Genomic DNA, 17,411 nt, shown 5'->3' with positions numbered 1-17,411 from the left:
CTTATCTCTTCGTCTTTTATCTTTATGCTCTCTAATCTCTTATTTTTTTAATTTTTAAATCTTTTAATTTTTTAGTTAGCCATCGCTGTGTAGATAAACTTCACTGAACTACTCACCATTTCTATTACCGGTTGTGGGAAAATACCAAGTAAGATCACAAAAACCGCTAAACTCGCCAATACAGAGAATTCTACACCAGATAAATCTTTTGCTGTGCTTAATACTTCTGCATTTCCTTCTCCAAACATTGCTTTTCCGTAGAATCTCAATAAGTACACTGCACAAAGAATTACCGTAAGACCAGCAATTACTGCTGCTGTTCCGTTGAAATCATATACTGCTTTTAGCAGGATAAATTCTCCGATGAATCCATTCGTCAATGGAACTCCCATTGAACCTAATATAATAATCAGGAATAAAACAGCAAACTTAGGCGCTACTTTAGCTAAACCACCCATTTGTCTGATATCTCTTGATTTAAATCTCTTGTATAAAATATCGCAACAGTAGAATAATCCAACAACGTTGATACCGTGAGCGAAAGTTTGTACCAATGCTCCTTCAGCACCTTCCACATTGAAAGTTCCTCTTAAAGTAACTACTGCTGAGGCGAAGATACCCGCTACCATCAATCCTACGTGAGAGAAAGATGAATAAGCGATGATTCTCTTCATATCTGTCTGGATGATCGCAATCAATGCTCCGTGAACAATTCCTACGATCGCAAGGATGATTACAATCTGTCCTGAAATTCCGGCAATCGGAAGTGGAGTAATTGGAAGTAAATAACGCATTACACCATAAACTGCCATCTTAAGCATGATACCGGATAACAACATCGATCCTTGAGTAGGAGAGTAGGTATAGGTGTCAGGCTGCCAGGTATGGAAAGGGAATACCGGTAATTTCACTGCAAAAGCAAAGAAAATAAACCAGAATACCACAGTCTGTTGAGTTTCGTTCAGTTGCGCATTGTAAAGATCTGTTAATGCGAATGATGCAGAGTGGTTGTACACATAGATCAATCCTGCTAACATAAATAAAGATCCAACGAATGTATATACGAAGAACTTCGTAGTGAATTCAAACCTTTTATTCTCTTGTCCCCAAAGTCCGGCAATAAACCAAATTGGAATCAAAGTTACTTCCCAGAAAATGTAGAACAATAATCCGTCTAAAGAAGTAAATACTCCTACAAGACCGAATTGCATCAACAGAATCAATCCGTAGAATGTATTTCTGTAGCTTACATTTTCATTGAAAGAAGATAAAATGATGATTGGCGCTAAGATGTTAGTCAGCAATAAAAGAAGCATACTCATCCCATCGATACCGAAGTGAAGAGAGCTCTTCATAAATTGTGACCAAGGATAATTGATCTCGTGCTGCAATACGCTGTCTACTGTCGGAGTAAAATCAAAATCCGAAAGTACATAGAACGTAAGAAGCATTTGAACCAATGCGATTCCTAGTGCCAAATATTTGCTGGAATTACTCTTCCACGCAAAAACTAATCCCGAACCTACTAGAGGTAATAGTAATAATGTTAATAATAAACAAGACATTATTATTGTAATAAAAAGTTAACAATTAATATAATTCCCACAGCTAAAGACATGATAAGAATATACGTCTCTACATTTCCGTTTTGTACACGCTTCATAGCTTTACCGCTGTCTTCAGCACCATCACCTACAAAGTTTACAAAACGGTCTAAGATACCCTTATCAAACATCTTTCCTCCGCGTCCTAATCCTTCAACAGTTTTTACAATCAATGCGTTGTAAAGTTCGTCTACATATAATTTCTTAGCAGAAAGCTTTTCCCATCCGGTATAGCTTTCTTCTGCCACAGCCATTTTTTTCTTTTTCACGTAGGTATTTCTTACGATAAACCATACAGAGAAGAACATTAATACTGTTGCTGCTAATAAGATCATTTCAGTGTTGAAAGGTACTCCTGAAAGAGTAGCTTCCATTTGGCTGTAGCTTTGTTCCGTAAGAACAGGCTTCAACCATTCCATCAGTTTAGCATAGTGTCCGTGACCGATGAAGTGTGGCAGGTTGATGAAACCTCCAACTACAGAAAGGATAGCCAATACGATCAATGGTAATGTCATATTAGACGGGCTTTCGTGTAAGTGGTGTTTCTGCTCTTCGGTACCTCTGAACTCTCCGTGGAAAGTCAGATAATATAGTCTGAACATATACGTTGCAGTCATTGCCGCTAAAACAAATAAGATTACCCAGTAAACAGGGTTTTTAGCGAAAGCTGCTACTAAAATTTCGTCTTTAGAGATCATCCCTGATAACAGAGGGAAACCTGAAATGGCTAATGTTCCGATAAGGAATGTAGCGTGGGTAAGAGGAATATATTTCTTAAGACCTCCCATGAAACGCATATCCTGTTCGTTGCTCATCGCATGTATTACAGAACCTGCTCCTAAGAATAGTAAAGCTTTAAAGAAAGCGTGCGTCATTACGTGGAACATTGCTGTTGTATAAGCACCAAGACCTAAAGCGATAAACATAAATCCAAGCTGTGAAACAGTTGAGTATGCCAATACTTTTTTGATATCGTTCTGACGTAGTGCGTAGAATCCTGCTAAAGCTGCCGTTAAGAATCCGATGAATAAAATTCCTCCTTGTACCGTTGGAGCTAAAGTAAATAAGAAGTTAGATCTTACTACTAAATAGATACCCGCCGTTACCATGGTTGCCGCGTGAATTAATGCAGAAACAGGAGTTGGCCCAGCCATCGCGTCTGGTAACCAAGTATATAATGGAACCTGAGCAGATTTACCGGTAGCACCGATGAATAAACTCGCTGTGATAAAGATAATCACTGTTCCGTCTAATTCAAATTTTGAAGCATTTTCAGCTACAGAAAGGTAATCTACAGCATTAGTTTGAGCAGCAATCATAAAGATACCGATCAATAATGCCAAGTCACCAATTCTGTTCATGATGAAAGCTTTTCTTGCCGCTTTACCGTATTCTTCGTTGGTATACCAGAATCCGATCAACAGGTAAGAACAAAGACCTACACCTTCCCATCCGATGAATAAGATAAGGTAGTTGCTTCCCATCACTAAAAGTAACATTGAGAAGATGAAAAGATTCAGGTAAGTAAAGAACTTATAGAATCCTTTATCATGACTCATATATCCGATAGAGTATAAGTGAATCAGTGAACCGATACCCGTGATGATCATAACCATCATTAAAGAAAGTTGATCAATCTGGAATCCAAAATTGATCTGAACTCCGTTTACTCTAAACCATTCAAAAGCTTTTACGATTACAGGCTGGCTTTCAGAATTGAAATTCATGAAAAGACTTACAGCAATACAGAATGATCCGAAAACCATTGCTGTTGCCAAAGAACCAACTACTATTTTTGGAAGATTTTTTCCGAATAAACCGTTAATAAGAAACCCTAAAAGTGGTAAAAGTACTATTGCATATACTAAATTCTCCATTCTTATCCTCTTAATTTATTAAATATACTCACATCTACAGAACGGGTATTTCTATACAGCATAGCAATAATTGCCAGACCTACCGCTACTTCAGCAGCAGCTACCACCATAATGAAGAACACTAAAAGCTGTCCGTCTCCATTTCCTTTGTATGCTGAAAAAGCAGCCAATAAAAGGTTTACAGAGTTAAGCATAAGCTCTACACAGCCTAGAATCACAATAGCATTTTTTCTAAGCAATACTCCCATCACTCCTAAGCAGAACAATACTGAACAAAGGATAATGAAGTAATCCAAAGGGATGCTTTGTATAAATGTATTTACTTCTCCCATAATTTTATAAATCTTTTTTACCGATTAATACCGCACCTACAATACCTGCTAAAATCAGGATAGAAGCAAGCTCAAACGGTAAAACATATTCATTAAACAAAAGTCTACCCAGATTTTTAGTAAGACCAACCCCTCTGTCTACATTCTCTACAACAATATGGTTTTGCTGAACGCCTCTGAATACTCCTAAAACTCCAACTAAAAGAAGACCTGCAGTAAAAACTCCAATAAATTTTAAAGTATTACCCTTCTTACTTTCGTCTGCTTTATTAAGGTTAAGCATCATTAGAATGTAAAGGAAAAGTACCATGATAGCACCTGCATACACTATAATCTGGATAATTGCTAAGAATTGAGCATTCAAAAGAATGTACATTCCGGCAATTGAAAACATCGTAACAATTAATGACAAAATAGCATATAAAGGATTTTTGGCAAATACGAAATACACCGCACTTGACACTGCTAAAAACGCCACCAAGAAAAATAAAAACTGATCCATTATTTTACCGCATTTTTTTGTTTCTCGGATTGTCTTGTCGTGATGTCAATCCTTTCATTTATTTTTTCAACTAATTTATCTTTTCCGTAAATGAAAGAACCTCTGTTGGTTTCTACGTCTACCAATCTATCGGTAAGATAAATGGCAGATTTAGGACAAGCTTCTTCACACATACCGCAGAAAATACATCTTAGCATATTGATTTCATATACTGAAGCGTATTTTTCTTCTCTGTAAAGCCCTTTTTCCTCTTTAGTTCTTTCAGCAGCAGTCATCGTAATGGCTTCTGCAGGACAAGCTACCGCACAAAGTCCACAAGCAGTACATCTTTCTCTGCCTTCCTCGTCTCTTTTCAAAACGTGCTGACCTCTCCAGATGGTAGTTCTTGGTTTCTGTACTTCCGGATACGAATATACTGCGGGAGCACCCTTTATCACGGTTCTTACAGCATGCTTAAATGTAATCCCCATCCCTGTAAAGATCGCAGGAAGGTAGATTTTTTCAGCAAGGGTCATTTCTTTATTGGAAACAACTTTTGATCTGTTTGTAAGTTTCATTTAATTATAGATATTAGATGTTAGACACCAGATTTTAGACTAATCTTGTCTGCTATCTTAATTATTTAATATTGATGATTGAATATGACAGGCTAAAGATAAAACTTTGATTTCATTATCAAATTTTCAAATCAGCTCATTTTCAAATTTTCTTAGTTTGCAAATGCTAAAATTACAGCACCTGTAATTAATAGATTTACCAATGCCATCGGGATTAATGTTTTCCATCCCAAGTGCATTAACTGGTCATATCTGAATCTTGGAAGTGTCCATCTGATCCACATGAAGATCAGGATTCCGATGACAGTTTTCGTTAAGAATGCTACGATACTTAAGATTCCTGCAACGTTTTCTCCCCAATTCTGCGTTACCCATTCAATACCAGGATAGTTATAACCTCCAAAGAAAAGAACCACCATGAAAGCATTAGAGATAAACATGTTCACGTATTCCCCGAACATATATAAACCTAACTTCATGGAAGAGTATTCTGTAGAGTATCCTGTTACCAATTCAGATTCACACTCAGGTAAATCGAACGGGTGTCTGTTAGTTTCAGCTAAAGCTGCTACAAAGAAGACAAGAAAAGCGATTGGCTGGTAGAAAATATTCCAGTTCATACCAGAAACCCAAGGAATAACTCCCCATAATTTTCCAGTACTTTGGCTTTCTGTAATTTCTTTTAAGTCTAAGCTTCCTGCCATCATAATAATAGAAAGAAGTGCTAGTCCCATTGCTAATTCATAAGAAATCATCTGAGAAGAAGCACGGATAGCACCTAGTAATGAATATTTATTGTTCGAAGCCCAACCTCCGATCATAATTCCGTAAACCCCGATGGAAGCCATTCCGATGATGAAAAGTACACCAACGTCAATGTTAGCCACCTGAAGATCAAAAGAAGTACCTGCAATATTTAAACTTTTACCCCAAGGAATAACTGCCCCAGTGATTAGTGAAATAAACATTACTAAAGCCGGTCCCAATACGAAAAGGAATTTTTCAGCATTGGCAGGCGTAAAGTCTTCCTTGAAGAAGAATTTACCACCGTCAGCAAGAGGTTGCAGTAATCCGAAAGGTCCAGCTCTGTTAGGACCAATTCTATCCTGCATGATAGAGGCAACTTTTCTTTCTGCCCAGGTAGAGTAGGCTGCAATCGTTAATGATAGCAGGAAAAGCGCTAGTACAAGTATAAGTTTAAATGTAAGTAAATCCATTTTTGTTTTAAAGATTTTTAGATGTGAGATGTCAGATACTAGATATGAGATTAAGTCTGATGTCTTGTGTCTGAAATCTAATTGTCTTTATTAAAATTATTTTTCGTCTTTTTCACTGATTTCCTTAGCACCAGGATTATCGATCATGATCAATTCGTCTTTTGGCTTCTGGTAATGATTCAATGAAATTACAGAGTGTCTGTCGATATGTCTAGGACCTTCGATGTTCCAGTCTGATAAAGATTTTCTTTCGAAACGGCATGTATCACAGATGAATTCTTCAACTTCACCCCATTGGTCTTTTCTTGCAGTAACTCTTACAATTTCGTCACCTTTCATCCAAACTACAGCTTTTCCGGAACATTTATCACACTTACAAGTAGCATTCATAGGTTTTGTAAACCATACTCTGCTTGCAAAACGGGATGTTCTGTCTGTTAATGCTCCTACAGGACAAACGTCGATAACGTTTCCGATGAAGTCATTGTCCAAAGCTTTATTTAGATAGGTTGAAATTTCAGCGTGATCTCCTCTGAAAAGAATACCGTGCTCTCTTTCACCTGTTAATTGGTTAGCAGCTAATACACATCTTGCACAAAGAATACAACGGTTCATGTTCAGTTTGATGTGAGGTCCAAGATCATCAGCTTCGTAAGTATTTCTTTCGAATTCTGTTCTTGTTTCAAGGTTTCCATGCTCATATCCAAGATCCTGAAGATGACATTCACCAGCCTGATCACAAACAGGACAGTCTAGCGGGTGGTTTACCAATAAGAACTCGGTAACTGCTTTTCTTCCTTCCTGAGCTTTCTCAGAAGTAAGGTTTTTAACTTCCATACCATCCATAACGTTGGTTCTGCAGCTTGCTACCAATTTCGGCATAGGACGCGGATCTGCTTCAGATCCTTTAGAAACTTCTACAAGACAAGTTCTGCATCTTCCTCCGCTGGTCTCCAATTTGCTGTAGTAACACATAGCAGGAGGTACAGATTTACCACCGATTTGTCTAGCTGCTTCCAAAATAGAAGTACCAGGCAAAACTTCAGTAGTCTGTCCGTCTATCGTTATTTTGAATTTTTTAACTTCTTCGCTCATATCGTATGCTTTAAGCTTTATGCATTAAGCAATAGGCTTTGTTATTTATATTTCTTTGTATTAAATGTATATCCAATTCCCCCCATAATTTGTCCGAAAACAAAATCCTGTTGAGCTTTGTCTGGTTTGTTATTCAATGTGGTTTTAATATCCCACATATTGATGTAACCCGCTTTTCCTTCTAATCTTACCATTATATGGTTCCAAAGTACTAAGTTAAGACTGGCTCTTACATCGGTTCCCATACCTGCAACATGGAAACGGTCACTTCTTTCATTTCCAAAAAGTTTTACATTACTTTTTGGGAACATAAATCCGATACCGGCACCATAAGACCAAACCAAATCAACATTTTTCTTATTGATAATACTTTGGTACTTTTCAAGACCTAAGTTTTCATAGTTAAGGCCGTCTGTATGTTCAAAAGTAAGGAACTTCTCATCTGCAAGGTTCACTTGCCCGTTTTGTACCATAGCAGCATATTCAGGGTCTGAGATATGTCCTTTAAAGTTAACGGTTTGATCCTGATCCATCACATACTTCATGTGGTCAATCCCTAAAACAAGCGCTAAATTATCTTTAATAAAATATCCTATTCTGAAATTATACTGCGTTACAGTAAACCAACTTGGATCAAAATAAACAATACCGAATTTGGTAGGTCTATCCTGAGCCGTTACATTATTCAGTTGGAAATCATATCCATTTCCTTTAAAACGAATATCCGAATTACTGAACGCTGCTCTGTTCCATCCATAAAAAGCGAACATCTGACCTTTTTTGCTTAAAGGCTCTGGTTTCTTAGAAACAGGAGTTTTAAACAAGTCTGCATTATTTTCTACTAGTAAAGAATCTTTTTTCTGTCCGAAAACAAAACTCGACATCATTAAGCCGACAACCAATAACTTTTTCATTTTACCTATGCATTCTTTTCAACAGCTGGGATAGGATCTGCATAATGTGCCAATCCATAATTTTGGGTCTGAGATAACTCAGGGTTTTTTACGTGCCACTCAAATTCGTCTCTGAAGTGACGGATTGCTGCTGCAACAGGCCATGCTGCTGCATCTCCTAATGGACAGATCGTATTTCCTTCGATTTTTCTCTGGATATCCCAAAGCAGATCGATGTCTTCCATTTTTCCTTCTCCTTTCTCAATTTTCTTAAGGATTTTATACATCCATCCCGTACCTTCACGGCAAGGAGTACATTGTCCACAGCTTTCGTGGTTGTAGAATCTTGCTAAAGTCATGGTGTGATCTACAATACACTGGTCTTCATCTAAAACGATGAAACCTCCCGATCCCATCATTGTTCCGGTAGCAAAACCTCCGTCAGCTAATGATTCATAGTTCATATATCTTGGCTCTCCGTTCACGGTTCTCAACAATAAGTTTGCTGGAACGATTGGAACAGAACTTCCTCCAGGAATACAAGCTTTTAATCTTTTTCCGTCTTTAATACCACCACAATATTCATCAGAATAGATAAATTCTTCTACAGTGATCGTCATATCAATTTCGTATACACCTGGTTTGTTGATGTTTCCACAAGCAGAAATCAATTTCGTACCTGTAGATCTACCTACACCAATTTTAGCATACTCAGCACCTGTAATATCAATGATTGGAACGATTGCCGCAATAGACTCAACGTTGTTTACCACCGTTGGTCTCTCCCAAAGACCTTTTACAGCCGGGAATGGCGGTTTTAATCTTGGGTTACCTCTTTTTCCTTCAAGGGATTCAAGCAATGCAGTTTCTTCACCGCAGATGTATGCTCCACCACCTCTCTGTACGTAGATTTCAAGATCGAAACCAGTTCCTAAAATATTTTTACCTAAAAATCCTGCTGCTTTAGCTTCTTCAATAGCTTCTTCAAGGATATCCGGAATCCATGAATATTCTCCACGGATGTAGATATAAGAAGTGTTAGAACCTAAACAGTAAGATGAAATTAGCATTCCTTCGATCAATAGGTGAGGAAGGAACTCCATCAGATATCTGTCCTTGAATGTTCCAGGCTCAGATTCATCCGCATTTACCACAAGGTGTCTTGGAACGCCCTCTGGTTTTGCCAAAAAGCTCCATTTCATCCCTGTTGGGAATCCAGCTCCACCACGACCTCTTAGTCCTGAAGTTTTTACTTCTTCAAGAATTTCGTCAGGAGTCATTTTCAAGGCTTTTTCAGCAGCTGTGTAACCTCCTTGTTTACGGTAAGTTTCAAAGTAGCGGATGCCTTCTATATGTGCGTCTTTAAGTAAAAGTTTTTTACTCATTGTTTATTATGCTTTTAGCGTTCGGCTATTGGCTTGTGGCTTTTAGCTTATGGCTATTTTTAATGTGTTAAAATTTATTTAGTCTAAAGCAAGTTGTCCCTGTCTGCAAAGATCAAGGATTTCATCTACTTTTTCTATCGTTAAATTTTCATGAAAGAACTTACCAAGCTGCATCATCGGTGCATAACCACATGCTCCAAGACATTCAGCAGGCTTTAGGGTGAACATACCGTCTTCAGTAGTTTCTCCATCTTTAATGTTCAGTTTCGTTCTGATATGGTCAAGGATTTTTTCGCTTCCACACACCATACAAGGTCCGGTTCTGCAAACTTCCAAAACATATTTACCTACCGGCTTCATGTTGAACATGGTATAAAAAGTAGCCACTTCATATACTTCGATCGGTTTGATACTTAATAGTCCGGCAACATAATCCATCACAGGAACATCTAACCATCCTCCGAATTCTTTCTGTGCCAAGTGAAGGACAGGAAGAAGAGCAGATTTCTGTCTTCCTTCAGGATATCTTGCGATAATTTTGTGTACCTGTGCTAAACTTTCCGGTTTAAAAGCTATTGTTTCGCTCATTTTTTATCTAAGATTAAAGAGTAAAGAACAAAGAAAAAAGATTCTAAAGTTCGTTATTCTAAATTCGTTTTATTTGGGGTTGAAGAAAGTCTATTATCTTTTCTTCTATTATCTTTTTGTCTAATGTATTATGCGTCTAGTTCTCCCGCAATAATATTCATACTACACATCGTTACAATGGCATCTGAAATTACAGAACCTGTAATCATTTCAGGGTATGCCTGATAGTAGATGAAACAAGGTCTTCTGAAGTGAAGTCTGTATGGGCTTCTTCCTCCGTCGCTCACAAGATAGAAACCTAATTCTCCGTTTCCTCCTTCTACTGCATGGTAAACTTCACCTTTTGGTACATCAGTTTCACCCATTACAATTTTGAAATGGTAAATCAGAGCCTCCATTTTCTGATATACATCTGCCTTTTCAGGAAGATAGAAATCAGGAACATCCGCGTGGAATGGTCCTTCTGGAAGGTTTTCGTATGCTTGTTTGATAATTTTAATGGATTCCCAGATTTCCTGTTGACGAACCATGAAACGGTCGTAAGTATCTCCTGAAGTTCCTACAGGAATAATGAAGTCGAAATCTTCGTATGAGGAATAAGGTTGTGCAACTCTCACATCGTAATCTACACCTGCTGCACGTAAGTTAGGACCAGTGAAACCGTAGCTTAATGCCCTTTCGGCAGAAATAGCTCCCGTACCAATGGTTCTGTCCATGAAAATTCTATTTCTTTCTAATAGGGTACAGAATTCTTTGAATCTTGGTGGGAAAGTCTTTAAGAAGTCTTTCAGTAACTCATGGAATTTAGGAGTGAAATCTCTTTCAAATCCTCCAATTCTTCCCATGTTGGTCGTCATCCTTGCTCCACAAATCTGCTCATACATATCATAAATACGTTCTCTTTCGATGAACATATAAGTAAGACCTGTAATCGCTCCTGAGTCCATTCCGGTTACCCCGTTACAGATCAGGTGGTCACCGATTCTTGCTAATTCCATTAGGATAACACGCATATAGTCTACACGTTTTGGAACTTTAACACCAATCAGCTTCTCTACTGTCATATGCCAACCTAAGTTATTGATTGGTGCAGAACAGTAATTCATACGGTCAGTAAGGGTAGTGATCTGAGAATAGTTTCTTCTTTCAGAAATTTTCTCAAATGCTCTGTGGATATATCCTACCGTTTGCTCAGCATGAAGAATTCTTTCTCCGTCCATCGTTAAGATATTCTGGAAAATTCCGTGAGTAGCAGGGTGGGTAGGTCCTAGATTCAGGGTATATAATTGCCCGTCAATCTGTTCCTTACTTTCGTACTGGTTTAGTATATTAGATAATGAGTTATCTTTCATAATGATTGCTTTTAGCTATTTGCTTCTGGCTATTGGCTAGCCGCCATTGGCCATTCGCTTTTTTATCTTCCAAACATATTATCGTCCTTGTCTGTTCTTGTACCATCTTCAAGGCGATATTCCTTCAACATTGGGTGGTATCCAAGATCTTCCATATTCAAAATAGGTCTAAGATCCGGGTGTCCTTTAAATTTAATCCCATAAAAGTCAAACGTTTCTCTTTCCATCCAGTTGGCACCGGCATATAGATCCGTAAGAGAATCTACTTCGATGTTTTCTCTGGACATGAAGATCTTCAGACGTAATCTGAAGTTAGCCATCATGTTATGCAGATGATATACAACACCTATTTCCTTTTCGGGGAATTCAGGATAGTGAATTCCACATATATCTGTAAGGAAGTTGATTTCCAGTGTTGAATCTTTAAGATAATGAATGATCTTTTTGATATCTTCTTTCTTCACTTCAATCGTCAACATTCCATAGGGTTCTGAACTTGAAATGACAGATTCCGGAAATTCTCTGGTGATTGCTTCTAATACAAATTCGTTTGTCATTTCCGTTTAGTTGCTTATATTGTAAGAATCTAATAATTTCTGATATTCAGGCATGTCTCTTCTTCTGATGCTTTCGCTTTCTGCAAGAGCCTGTACCTGCATTACCCCTTCAATAATCTGTTCTGGTCTTGGAGGACATCCAGGAACGTAAACATCTACCGGAATAATTTTATCAATTCCCTGAAGTACAGAGTAGGTGTCAAAAATACCACCGCTGGAAGCACAAGCTCCAACAGCTACTACCCATTTTGGTTCAGCCATCTGAGTATATACTTCTTTTAGGACTGGTCCTAATTTTTTTGATATAGTTCCGCAAACCATCAGCATATCTGCTTGTCTTGGAGAGAAAGAGTTTCTTTCCATTCCAAATCTTGAAGCATCATAAGTAGGGTTCAGGGTAGCCATAAACTCAATACCACAACAAGAGGTTGCAAATGGCAATGGCCAAAGCGAAAACTTTCTTGCCATTCCGATTACACTGCTCAGTTTTGTTGCGAAAAACCCTTCTCCTTCATATCCTTCGGGAGCAGGTGCATCTGTTCTTATTACTGGTTTTTTATCTGACATTTTAGTAAATATTTAAAGATTAAAATATTTAAAGATTAAAAAAAATAAGACCTTCACAATCTTTAAATTACTTAAATAAATTCAATCTTTTAATGTTAAAATTTATTTATCCCAATCTAGTGCACCACGTTTCCAAACATAGAAAAACGCTACGAAGAAGATCGCAACGAACGTAAGTACAGCCAAGAATCCTTCCATACCGAATTCTCTGAAGTTTACCGCATAAGGATAAAAGAATACGATTTCAATATCGAATAGTACGAACAATACCGCAGTCAGGAAATACTTGATGGAAAACGGTGTTCTTGCGTTTCCTTCACTAGGAACCCCACATTCCCAACTTTGGTTTTTTACAGAATCTCCTTTTTTCTGTTTTGGACCTAAGAAATGTGCTCCAAGTAATGAAACAGCGACAAATCCTACTGCTACACCTGCCTGGATAAGGATTGGAATATAACTTTCAGGTAAATTCATTTTTGCATTATTATCTCAATTTGCAAATTTAACGAATAAACAAGAAAGCATGAAATTTATCAGCTTAAAAGTCGGATGAAAATAGACAAAACCTACAATTTAGAATCAATAAAAATAACGAATTATTTCTTCATTTTTTTGAGAAGAGAATACGCCATAAATGCAATATATCCAAAAAGAAGACTCGCAAAAACAATGTTAATCACTGTATTTGTTCTACCATCCTGCGATTGGAAAAAGAAATTGTAGGCTATAAATCCTGCGATTAAAACAGCGAAAATGATAAGTTGTGGCTTCATGGGGGCGAGATTGTTTGAGGGTGGGAGAGTTTTAGAGTAGGTGAGTGAGGTTGTAATTACTCATCATTTATCATTTATCTCAAGTGAGTAGGTTCTTCTTCTCTTATGGTTTACAGGGTTGTAATCCTGCCATAAAAGCTGAATGTTTTTATTTTCTTCCAGTTCGGGATTCGTTTCCAGGTATTTAACTCCTTTTTTTCTGAATATTTTCCAGATTTCTTTGAAAATGATAGAGGTTACTCCTCTTCTTTGATAATCTGGATGGATACCGATCAGGTAAAAATTGGCCCTGTCATTTTTTCTGCCTGCTTTCAAAAAATGCCACCAGCCAAATGGGAGTAGTTTTCCTCCTGATTTTTGCAATGCTTTGGAGTAAGAAGGCATCGTAATTGCAAAGGAAATAAGATGATTGTTTTCATCCACGATGCAGACAATGAAGTCTTTGTCAATAAGCTTAAAGTATTTTTCTTTATATGTTTTACGCTGTTCGTCAGAAATAGGAGTATAAGTGGAAAGATGCTTGTAGGTTTCATCTAGAAGATCAAACATTGGATCCACATATTGGATAATTTCTTCCTTATTATTGAATTTTAAAACTTTCAGTTTGTATTTCTGAGAAATAAGCTCGTTAAACTTGTGGATCTTTTCCGGTAAAACCTCTGGGAAAATAATTTCAAATTCCACCCATTCTTTTTCTTTTACCAATCCCAGTTTCTCAAGATGTTTTGGGTAATAATCATGGTTGTAGATGCCAATCATAGTAGCCAGCTGATCAAAACCTTTAATCAGCATTCCGGCTTTATCAAGGTTGGTGAATCCCATTGGCCCTTCAACCTTATCAATATTCTTTTCTTTGGCGTAATCAATCGCTTTCTGAATTAATGCTTGTGAAACTTCTTCATCATCAATGAAATCTATCCATCCAAAACGTACTTTACGGATCCCTAATTCTTTTTCCTCCTTATGGTTGATAAGAACGGCAATTCTCCCTGCAATTTTGTCATTCTTGTATGCTAAATACTGTTTCGCTTCAGAATATTGAAGAGCGGGATTTTCATCAGCATTCCAGATGTTAATTTCGTCATTGATAAAGGATGGAACATAGTACGGGTTATTTTTGTACAGATCCATAGGAAATCTTACGAATTGCTTGAGTTGACCGGGAGTTTTTACTTCAATAATTGAAACTGTTGACATGTTTTTTGAGAGTAATTTGATGACAAATATAAATAATAAAATCGTATACTTTGGCACAGTTTTTACATCATTATGCTTAAAAATTGAACACAAAATCTAAATAAAATGACGGGTTATTATATCATTATTGGTATTTCAATGTTGGTGAGCTGGTGGGTTTCATCCAGGTTGAAATCAAAATTTGAATATTATTCCAATGTACATCTTCGAAATGGCCTTTCGGGGAAAGAAGTAGCGGAAAAAATGTTGAGAGATAACGGGATTAATGATGTTCAGGTAATATCAGTTCCCGGACAGCTAACGGACCATTATAATCCGGCAGATAAAACAGTAAATCTTTCTGAAGGGGTGTACATGCAGAGAAATGCAGCGGCAGCAGCTGTTGCAGCTCATGAATGCGGACATGCCGTACAACATGCAGTAGGATATTCAATGTTGAACTTACGTTCAAAATTGGTTCCTGTTGTTAATATAAGCTCCAATTTGATGCAGTTTGTTCTTATTGCAGGTATTGCGATAATGGCGGCCACCAGAACTGTGGATAATCCTAACGGAAATACTGCCATCCTTGCCATTGGGGTAGCGATGTTTGCAGTAACTACTTTGTTTGCTTTTGTAACATTGCCAGTAGAGTATGACGCTAGTAACAGGGCAATGAAATGGCTTAAAGATACAGGTACTGTAACTGCTGAAGAATTTGTAGGGGTTCAGGATAGTTTAAAGTGGGCTGCAAGAACATATGTTGTGGCAGCTTTAGGGTCTTTAGCCCAACTTCTTTACTGGGGGGCTTTGCTTCTTGGTGGAAGAAGAGATTAATTATCTTTGATTCAAATGAAATATACAGCATCTCAGATATTTTCTGAGATGTTTTTTTATGAATACAGATTAATCATTGAACTCAAATGAAACATGTTGCATCTCTGATAGTTTTTCAGAAATACTTTCTTTTTGTGCCAGTTTTAATGAAGCGGTAAGGATACAATTTTCGTTGGCATCGAAATTTAAAACCTTAGCATCATATTTTGAGAGTAAAGTAAAAATAATGTTTTGCTGGTTAAAGTTGAACTGAATTTCAATTTCTGTTTCCAATTCTCTGGTAATAATATGGGCTTCTTCTAAAGTGATCTTGGCAGATTCTTTATAGGCTTTTACTAAACCTGAAACCCCTAGTTTTGTTCCACCATAATAACGAACTGAAATAACAAGTACATTGGTTATTTCATTGGCTAAGAGCTGGTTGTAAATAGGAAGTCCGGCACTTCCCGAAGGCTCACCATCATCATTAGCTCTGTAATTTTCACCATTCAAACCCATTCTGAAAGCATAGCAATGGTGTGTTGCTTTTGGATGTTCTTCCCTGATCTTTTCCAATGCAGCTTTGAGCTCCTTTTCATTGGTAACCGGGAAGGCAAATCCGATAAACTTGCTTCCTTTTTCTTTTAATAAAGTATTTTCTATGGGTTTTTCTATGGTTTTGTATTCGAACGTCATCCTGTATTCCGGCTTTAATGATGCAAAAATATTAAATGATTTAGTATTCTACAGTATCATTATGAATTAAGCCGTCAAATTTTGACGGCTTATATCTTTTGAATGTAAAAATTAACTCTTAAATTCCATCTCCACAAAGGTCCATTGGAATCAGGCACATATAGCTTGTTGGGCCACAGAAATCTTCAGGGCATTTATCTCTACACCTTGTAGGCTGCCCGTTAGGTAATGTACATGTTACAAAAACAGCACCTCCTTCGATTGTTCTTAATCCGGCTCTGGATAATTTTCTTACATTTTTCATGGTAATATTTTTTTGGATATTACTAAGGTAAGGAATTATTTCATTCCAGAGTGATAAAGTAGCTTTATTTTGATTTGAAAAAAGAAATGATATTATCTCTGTAGTTTTCTGTTTTGTAAGGAATAAGGTTGAATTCTGGCGCTTTTGTGCCATTTTCTAATTTCAGATTTTCATTTTTAATAACAATAGCTTCATCCCAAAGATCTGCATCAATAAATTGCTGTAAAGTAAAACGGCCACCTTCAATAATAACAGACTGAATTTGTTCTTTGTATAAAGCCTCCATCAAATCAGGAAGGAAGTTTTCTTTTTTGATTTTTATAAATTGTACCTGCCCATCTGTCTCTTCTTTTATAGAATTAAAAACGAATGTTTTGGCTTCGTTATTGAAAATTTTAAAGTTATTCGGAACCTTTAAATCAAAATCAATTAAAATTCTGACAGGATTATTTCCTTCCACCTTTCTTACACTAAGACTTGGGTTATCATGTAAAGCAGTTTGTGTTCCTACTAAGATGGCATGTTCATCAGCTCTTAACTGGTGAACAAACTGATTGACCAAAGTGTTTGAAACCGCAGTTGGTTTAAAATCCTTATCTAAAAATCCATCGCCCGATTCTGCCCATTTCAGGATGATATAAGGTCTTTTCTTTTCATGGTAAGTAAAAAACCTTTTGTTCAGCTCAATGCATTCCTTTTCTAGAATTCCTGAAACGACTTCTATTCCCGCATCCTGAATGATCTTTTTCCCCTTTCCATTAACCTTGTCATGAGAGTCCATCGCACCAATGACTACTTTTTTAAAGCCCAGCTCTTTAATTTTTAAAGCGCATGGAGGTGTTTTTCCATAATGAGCGCAGGGTTCCAGAGAAACGTAAATCGTTGATTCCGGAATCAGGTTTTTGTCTTTAACAGAATTGATGGCGTTGATTTCAGCATGGTTTTCTCCTGCCTTATGATGATAACCTTCACCAAGGATTTCACCATTGTGAACAATCACACTTCCGACAAGAGGATTTGGATAAGTATTGCCCAGGGCTTTTTGGGCCAGCTCAATACATCTTTTAATATATAATTCGTCGTTATTCATACTTATAAAAAGAAAAAGCGAAGACAAATT

The 17,411-nt window shown here is 37.1% G+C and carries 20 protein-coding genes; 1 reads left to right on the top strand and 19 read right to left on the bottom strand.

All coding sequences use genetic code 11. From position 1 onward, the window contains the following. Positions 1–71 precede the first annotated feature (71 nt). The 16 genes from H5J24_RS19290 to H5J24_RS19215 all read right to left on the bottom strand — a co-directional run bounded on the left by H5J24_RS19290 (position 72) and on the right by H5J24_RS19215 (position 14,496). Positions 72–1,565 (bottom strand): complex I subunit 4 family protein, encoded by a 1,494-nt coding sequence (locus H5J24_RS19290; RefSeq protein WP_068939963.1) that lies wholly within the window; start codon positions 1,563–1,565, stop codon positions 72–74. Positions 1,566–1,567: 2 nt separating this feature from the next. Beyond that, the gene (gene nuoL, locus H5J24_RS19285; protein WP_068939961.1) at positions 1,568–3,481 is read right to left on the bottom strand and encodes an NADH-quinone oxidoreductase subunit L; all 1,914 of its coding nucleotides are present in this window, start codon (positions 3,479–3,481) and stop codon (positions 1,568–1,570) included. A gap of 2 nt (positions 3,482–3,483) precedes the next feature. Beyond that, positions 3,484–3,813 (bottom strand): NADH-quinone oxidoreductase subunit NuoK, encoded by a 330-nt coding sequence (gene nuoK / locus H5J24_RS19280; protein WP_065396642.1) that lies wholly within the window; start codon positions 3,811–3,813, stop codon positions 3,484–3,486. 4 nt (positions 3,814–3,817) lie between these two features. Next, complete coding sequence (locus H5J24_RS19275) at positions 3,818–4,315, bottom strand: NADH-quinone oxidoreductase subunit J family protein (RefSeq protein ID WP_068939958.1); 498 nt, start codon at positions 4,313–4,315, stop codon at positions 3,818–3,820. Next, positions 4,315–4,872: a NuoI/complex I 23 kDa subunit family protein gene (locus H5J24_RS19270; protein WP_040996950.1), complete on the bottom strand. Its 558-nt coding sequence runs from the start codon at positions 4,870–4,872 to the stop codon at positions 4,315–4,317. Before H5J24_RS19270 ends, H5J24_RS19275 begins: the two co-directional genes overlap by 1 nt. 152 nt (positions 4,873–5,024) lie before the next feature. After that, entirely contained in the window at positions 5,025–6,089 is a 1,065-nt protein-coding gene (gene nuoH, locus H5J24_RS19265) for an NADH-quinone oxidoreductase subunit NuoH (protein WP_068939955.1), read from the bottom strand. A gap of 96 nt (positions 6,090–6,185) precedes the next feature. Continuing rightward, on the bottom strand, positions 6,186–7,184 hold the full coding sequence (locus H5J24_RS19260) for an NADH-quinone oxidoreductase subunit G (protein WP_068939953.1): 999 nt from the start codon (positions 7,182–7,184) through the stop codon (positions 6,186–6,188). A 41-nt stretch (positions 7,185–7,225) separates the two neighbouring features. Beyond that, entirely contained in the window at positions 7,226–8,098 is an 873-nt protein-coding gene (locus tag H5J24_RS19255) for a hypothetical protein (protein WP_068939951.1), read from the bottom strand. 5 nt (positions 8,099–8,103) lie between these two features. Next, positions 8,104–9,462: an NADH-quinone oxidoreductase subunit NuoF gene (gene nuoF, locus H5J24_RS19250; RefSeq protein WP_027373522.1), complete on the bottom strand. Its 1,359-nt coding sequence runs from the start codon at positions 9,460–9,462 to the stop codon at positions 8,104–8,106. Positions 9,463–9,540: 78 nt separating this feature from the next. After that, positions 9,541–10,050, bottom strand: coding sequence for an NADH-quinone oxidoreductase subunit NuoE family protein (locus H5J24_RS19245; protein WP_068939949.1), 510 nt, complete (start codon positions 10,048–10,050; stop codon positions 9,541–9,543). A gap of 128 nt (positions 10,051–10,178) precedes the next feature. Next, on the bottom strand, positions 10,179–11,402 hold the full coding sequence (gene nuoD, locus H5J24_RS19240) for an NADH dehydrogenase (quinone) subunit D (RefSeq protein ID WP_047096007.1): 1,224 nt from the start codon (positions 11,400–11,402) through the stop codon (positions 10,179–10,181). Positions 11,403–11,464: 62 nt separating this feature from the next. Then, a complete protein-coding gene (locus tag H5J24_RS19235; RefSeq protein WP_068939947.1) occupies positions 11,465–11,959 on the bottom strand; it encodes an NADH-quinone oxidoreductase subunit C in 495 nt (164 codons plus the stop codon). 6 nt (positions 11,960–11,965) lie between these two features. After that, entirely contained in the window at positions 11,966–12,526 is a 561-nt protein-coding gene (locus H5J24_RS19230) for an NADH-quinone oxidoreductase subunit B (RefSeq protein ID WP_002983540.1), read from the bottom strand. Positions 12,527–12,628: 102 nt separating this feature from the next. Beyond that, entirely contained in the window at positions 12,629–13,000 is a 372-nt protein-coding gene (locus H5J24_RS19225) for an NADH-quinone oxidoreductase subunit A (protein WP_045492896.1), read from the bottom strand. A 122-nt stretch (positions 13,001–13,122) separates the two neighbouring features. Next, a complete protein-coding gene (locus H5J24_RS19220) occupies positions 13,123–13,299 on the bottom strand; it encodes a hypothetical protein (RefSeq protein ID WP_167386949.1) in 177 nt (58 codons plus the stop codon). A gap of 63 nt (positions 13,300–13,362) precedes the next feature. Further along, positions 13,363–14,496 carry a GNAT family N-acetyltransferase gene (locus H5J24_RS19215; RefSeq protein ID WP_068939945.1) on the bottom strand — a complete coding sequence of 378 codons (1,134 nt, stop codon included), beginning with the start codon at positions 14,494–14,496 and terminating at the stop codon, positions 13,363–13,365. 105 nt (positions 14,497–14,601) lie between these two features. Between H5J24_RS19215 and H5J24_RS19210 the strand changes: the two genes are divergently transcribed. After that, on the top strand, positions 14,602–15,312 hold the full coding sequence (locus tag H5J24_RS19210; RefSeq protein ID WP_068939944.1) for a zinc metallopeptidase: 711 nt from the start codon (positions 14,602–14,604) through the stop codon (positions 15,310–15,312). A gap of 69 nt (positions 15,313–15,381) precedes the next feature. Here H5J24_RS19210 and H5J24_RS19205 read toward each other — a convergent pair whose 3' ends face one another. From H5J24_RS19205 to ribD, 3 genes are all read right to left on the bottom strand, one after another. Next, positions 15,382–15,987, bottom strand: coding sequence for an IMPACT family protein (locus H5J24_RS19205; protein ID WP_068939942.1), 606 nt, complete (start codon positions 15,985–15,987; stop codon positions 15,382–15,384). A 118-nt stretch (positions 15,988–16,105) separates the two neighbouring features. Next, positions 16,106–16,291, bottom strand: coding sequence for a bacteriocin-like protein (locus H5J24_RS19200; protein ID WP_068939940.1), 186 nt, complete (start codon positions 16,289–16,291; stop codon positions 16,106–16,108). A gap of 64 nt (positions 16,292–16,355) precedes the next feature. After that, the gene (ribD, locus tag H5J24_RS19195) at positions 16,356–17,381 is read right to left on the bottom strand and encodes a bifunctional diaminohydroxyphosphoribosylaminopyrimidine deaminase/5-amino-6-(5-phosphoribosylamino)uracil reductase RibD (protein WP_068939938.1); all 1,026 of its coding nucleotides are present in this window, start codon (positions 17,379–17,381) and stop codon (positions 16,356–16,358) included. Positions 17,382–17,411: the final 30 nt, after the last annotated feature.

Source organism: Chryseobacterium capnotolerans (genome assembly GCF_021278965.1).
In the GTDB taxonomy this organism is placed as follows: domain Bacteria; phylum Bacteroidota; class Bacteroidia; order Flavobacteriales; family Weeksellaceae; genus Chryseobacterium; species Chryseobacterium capnotolerans.
The sequence above is the reverse complement of the archived record's forward strand: the minus strand, read 5'-3'. Positions and strand labels throughout refer to the sequence as shown.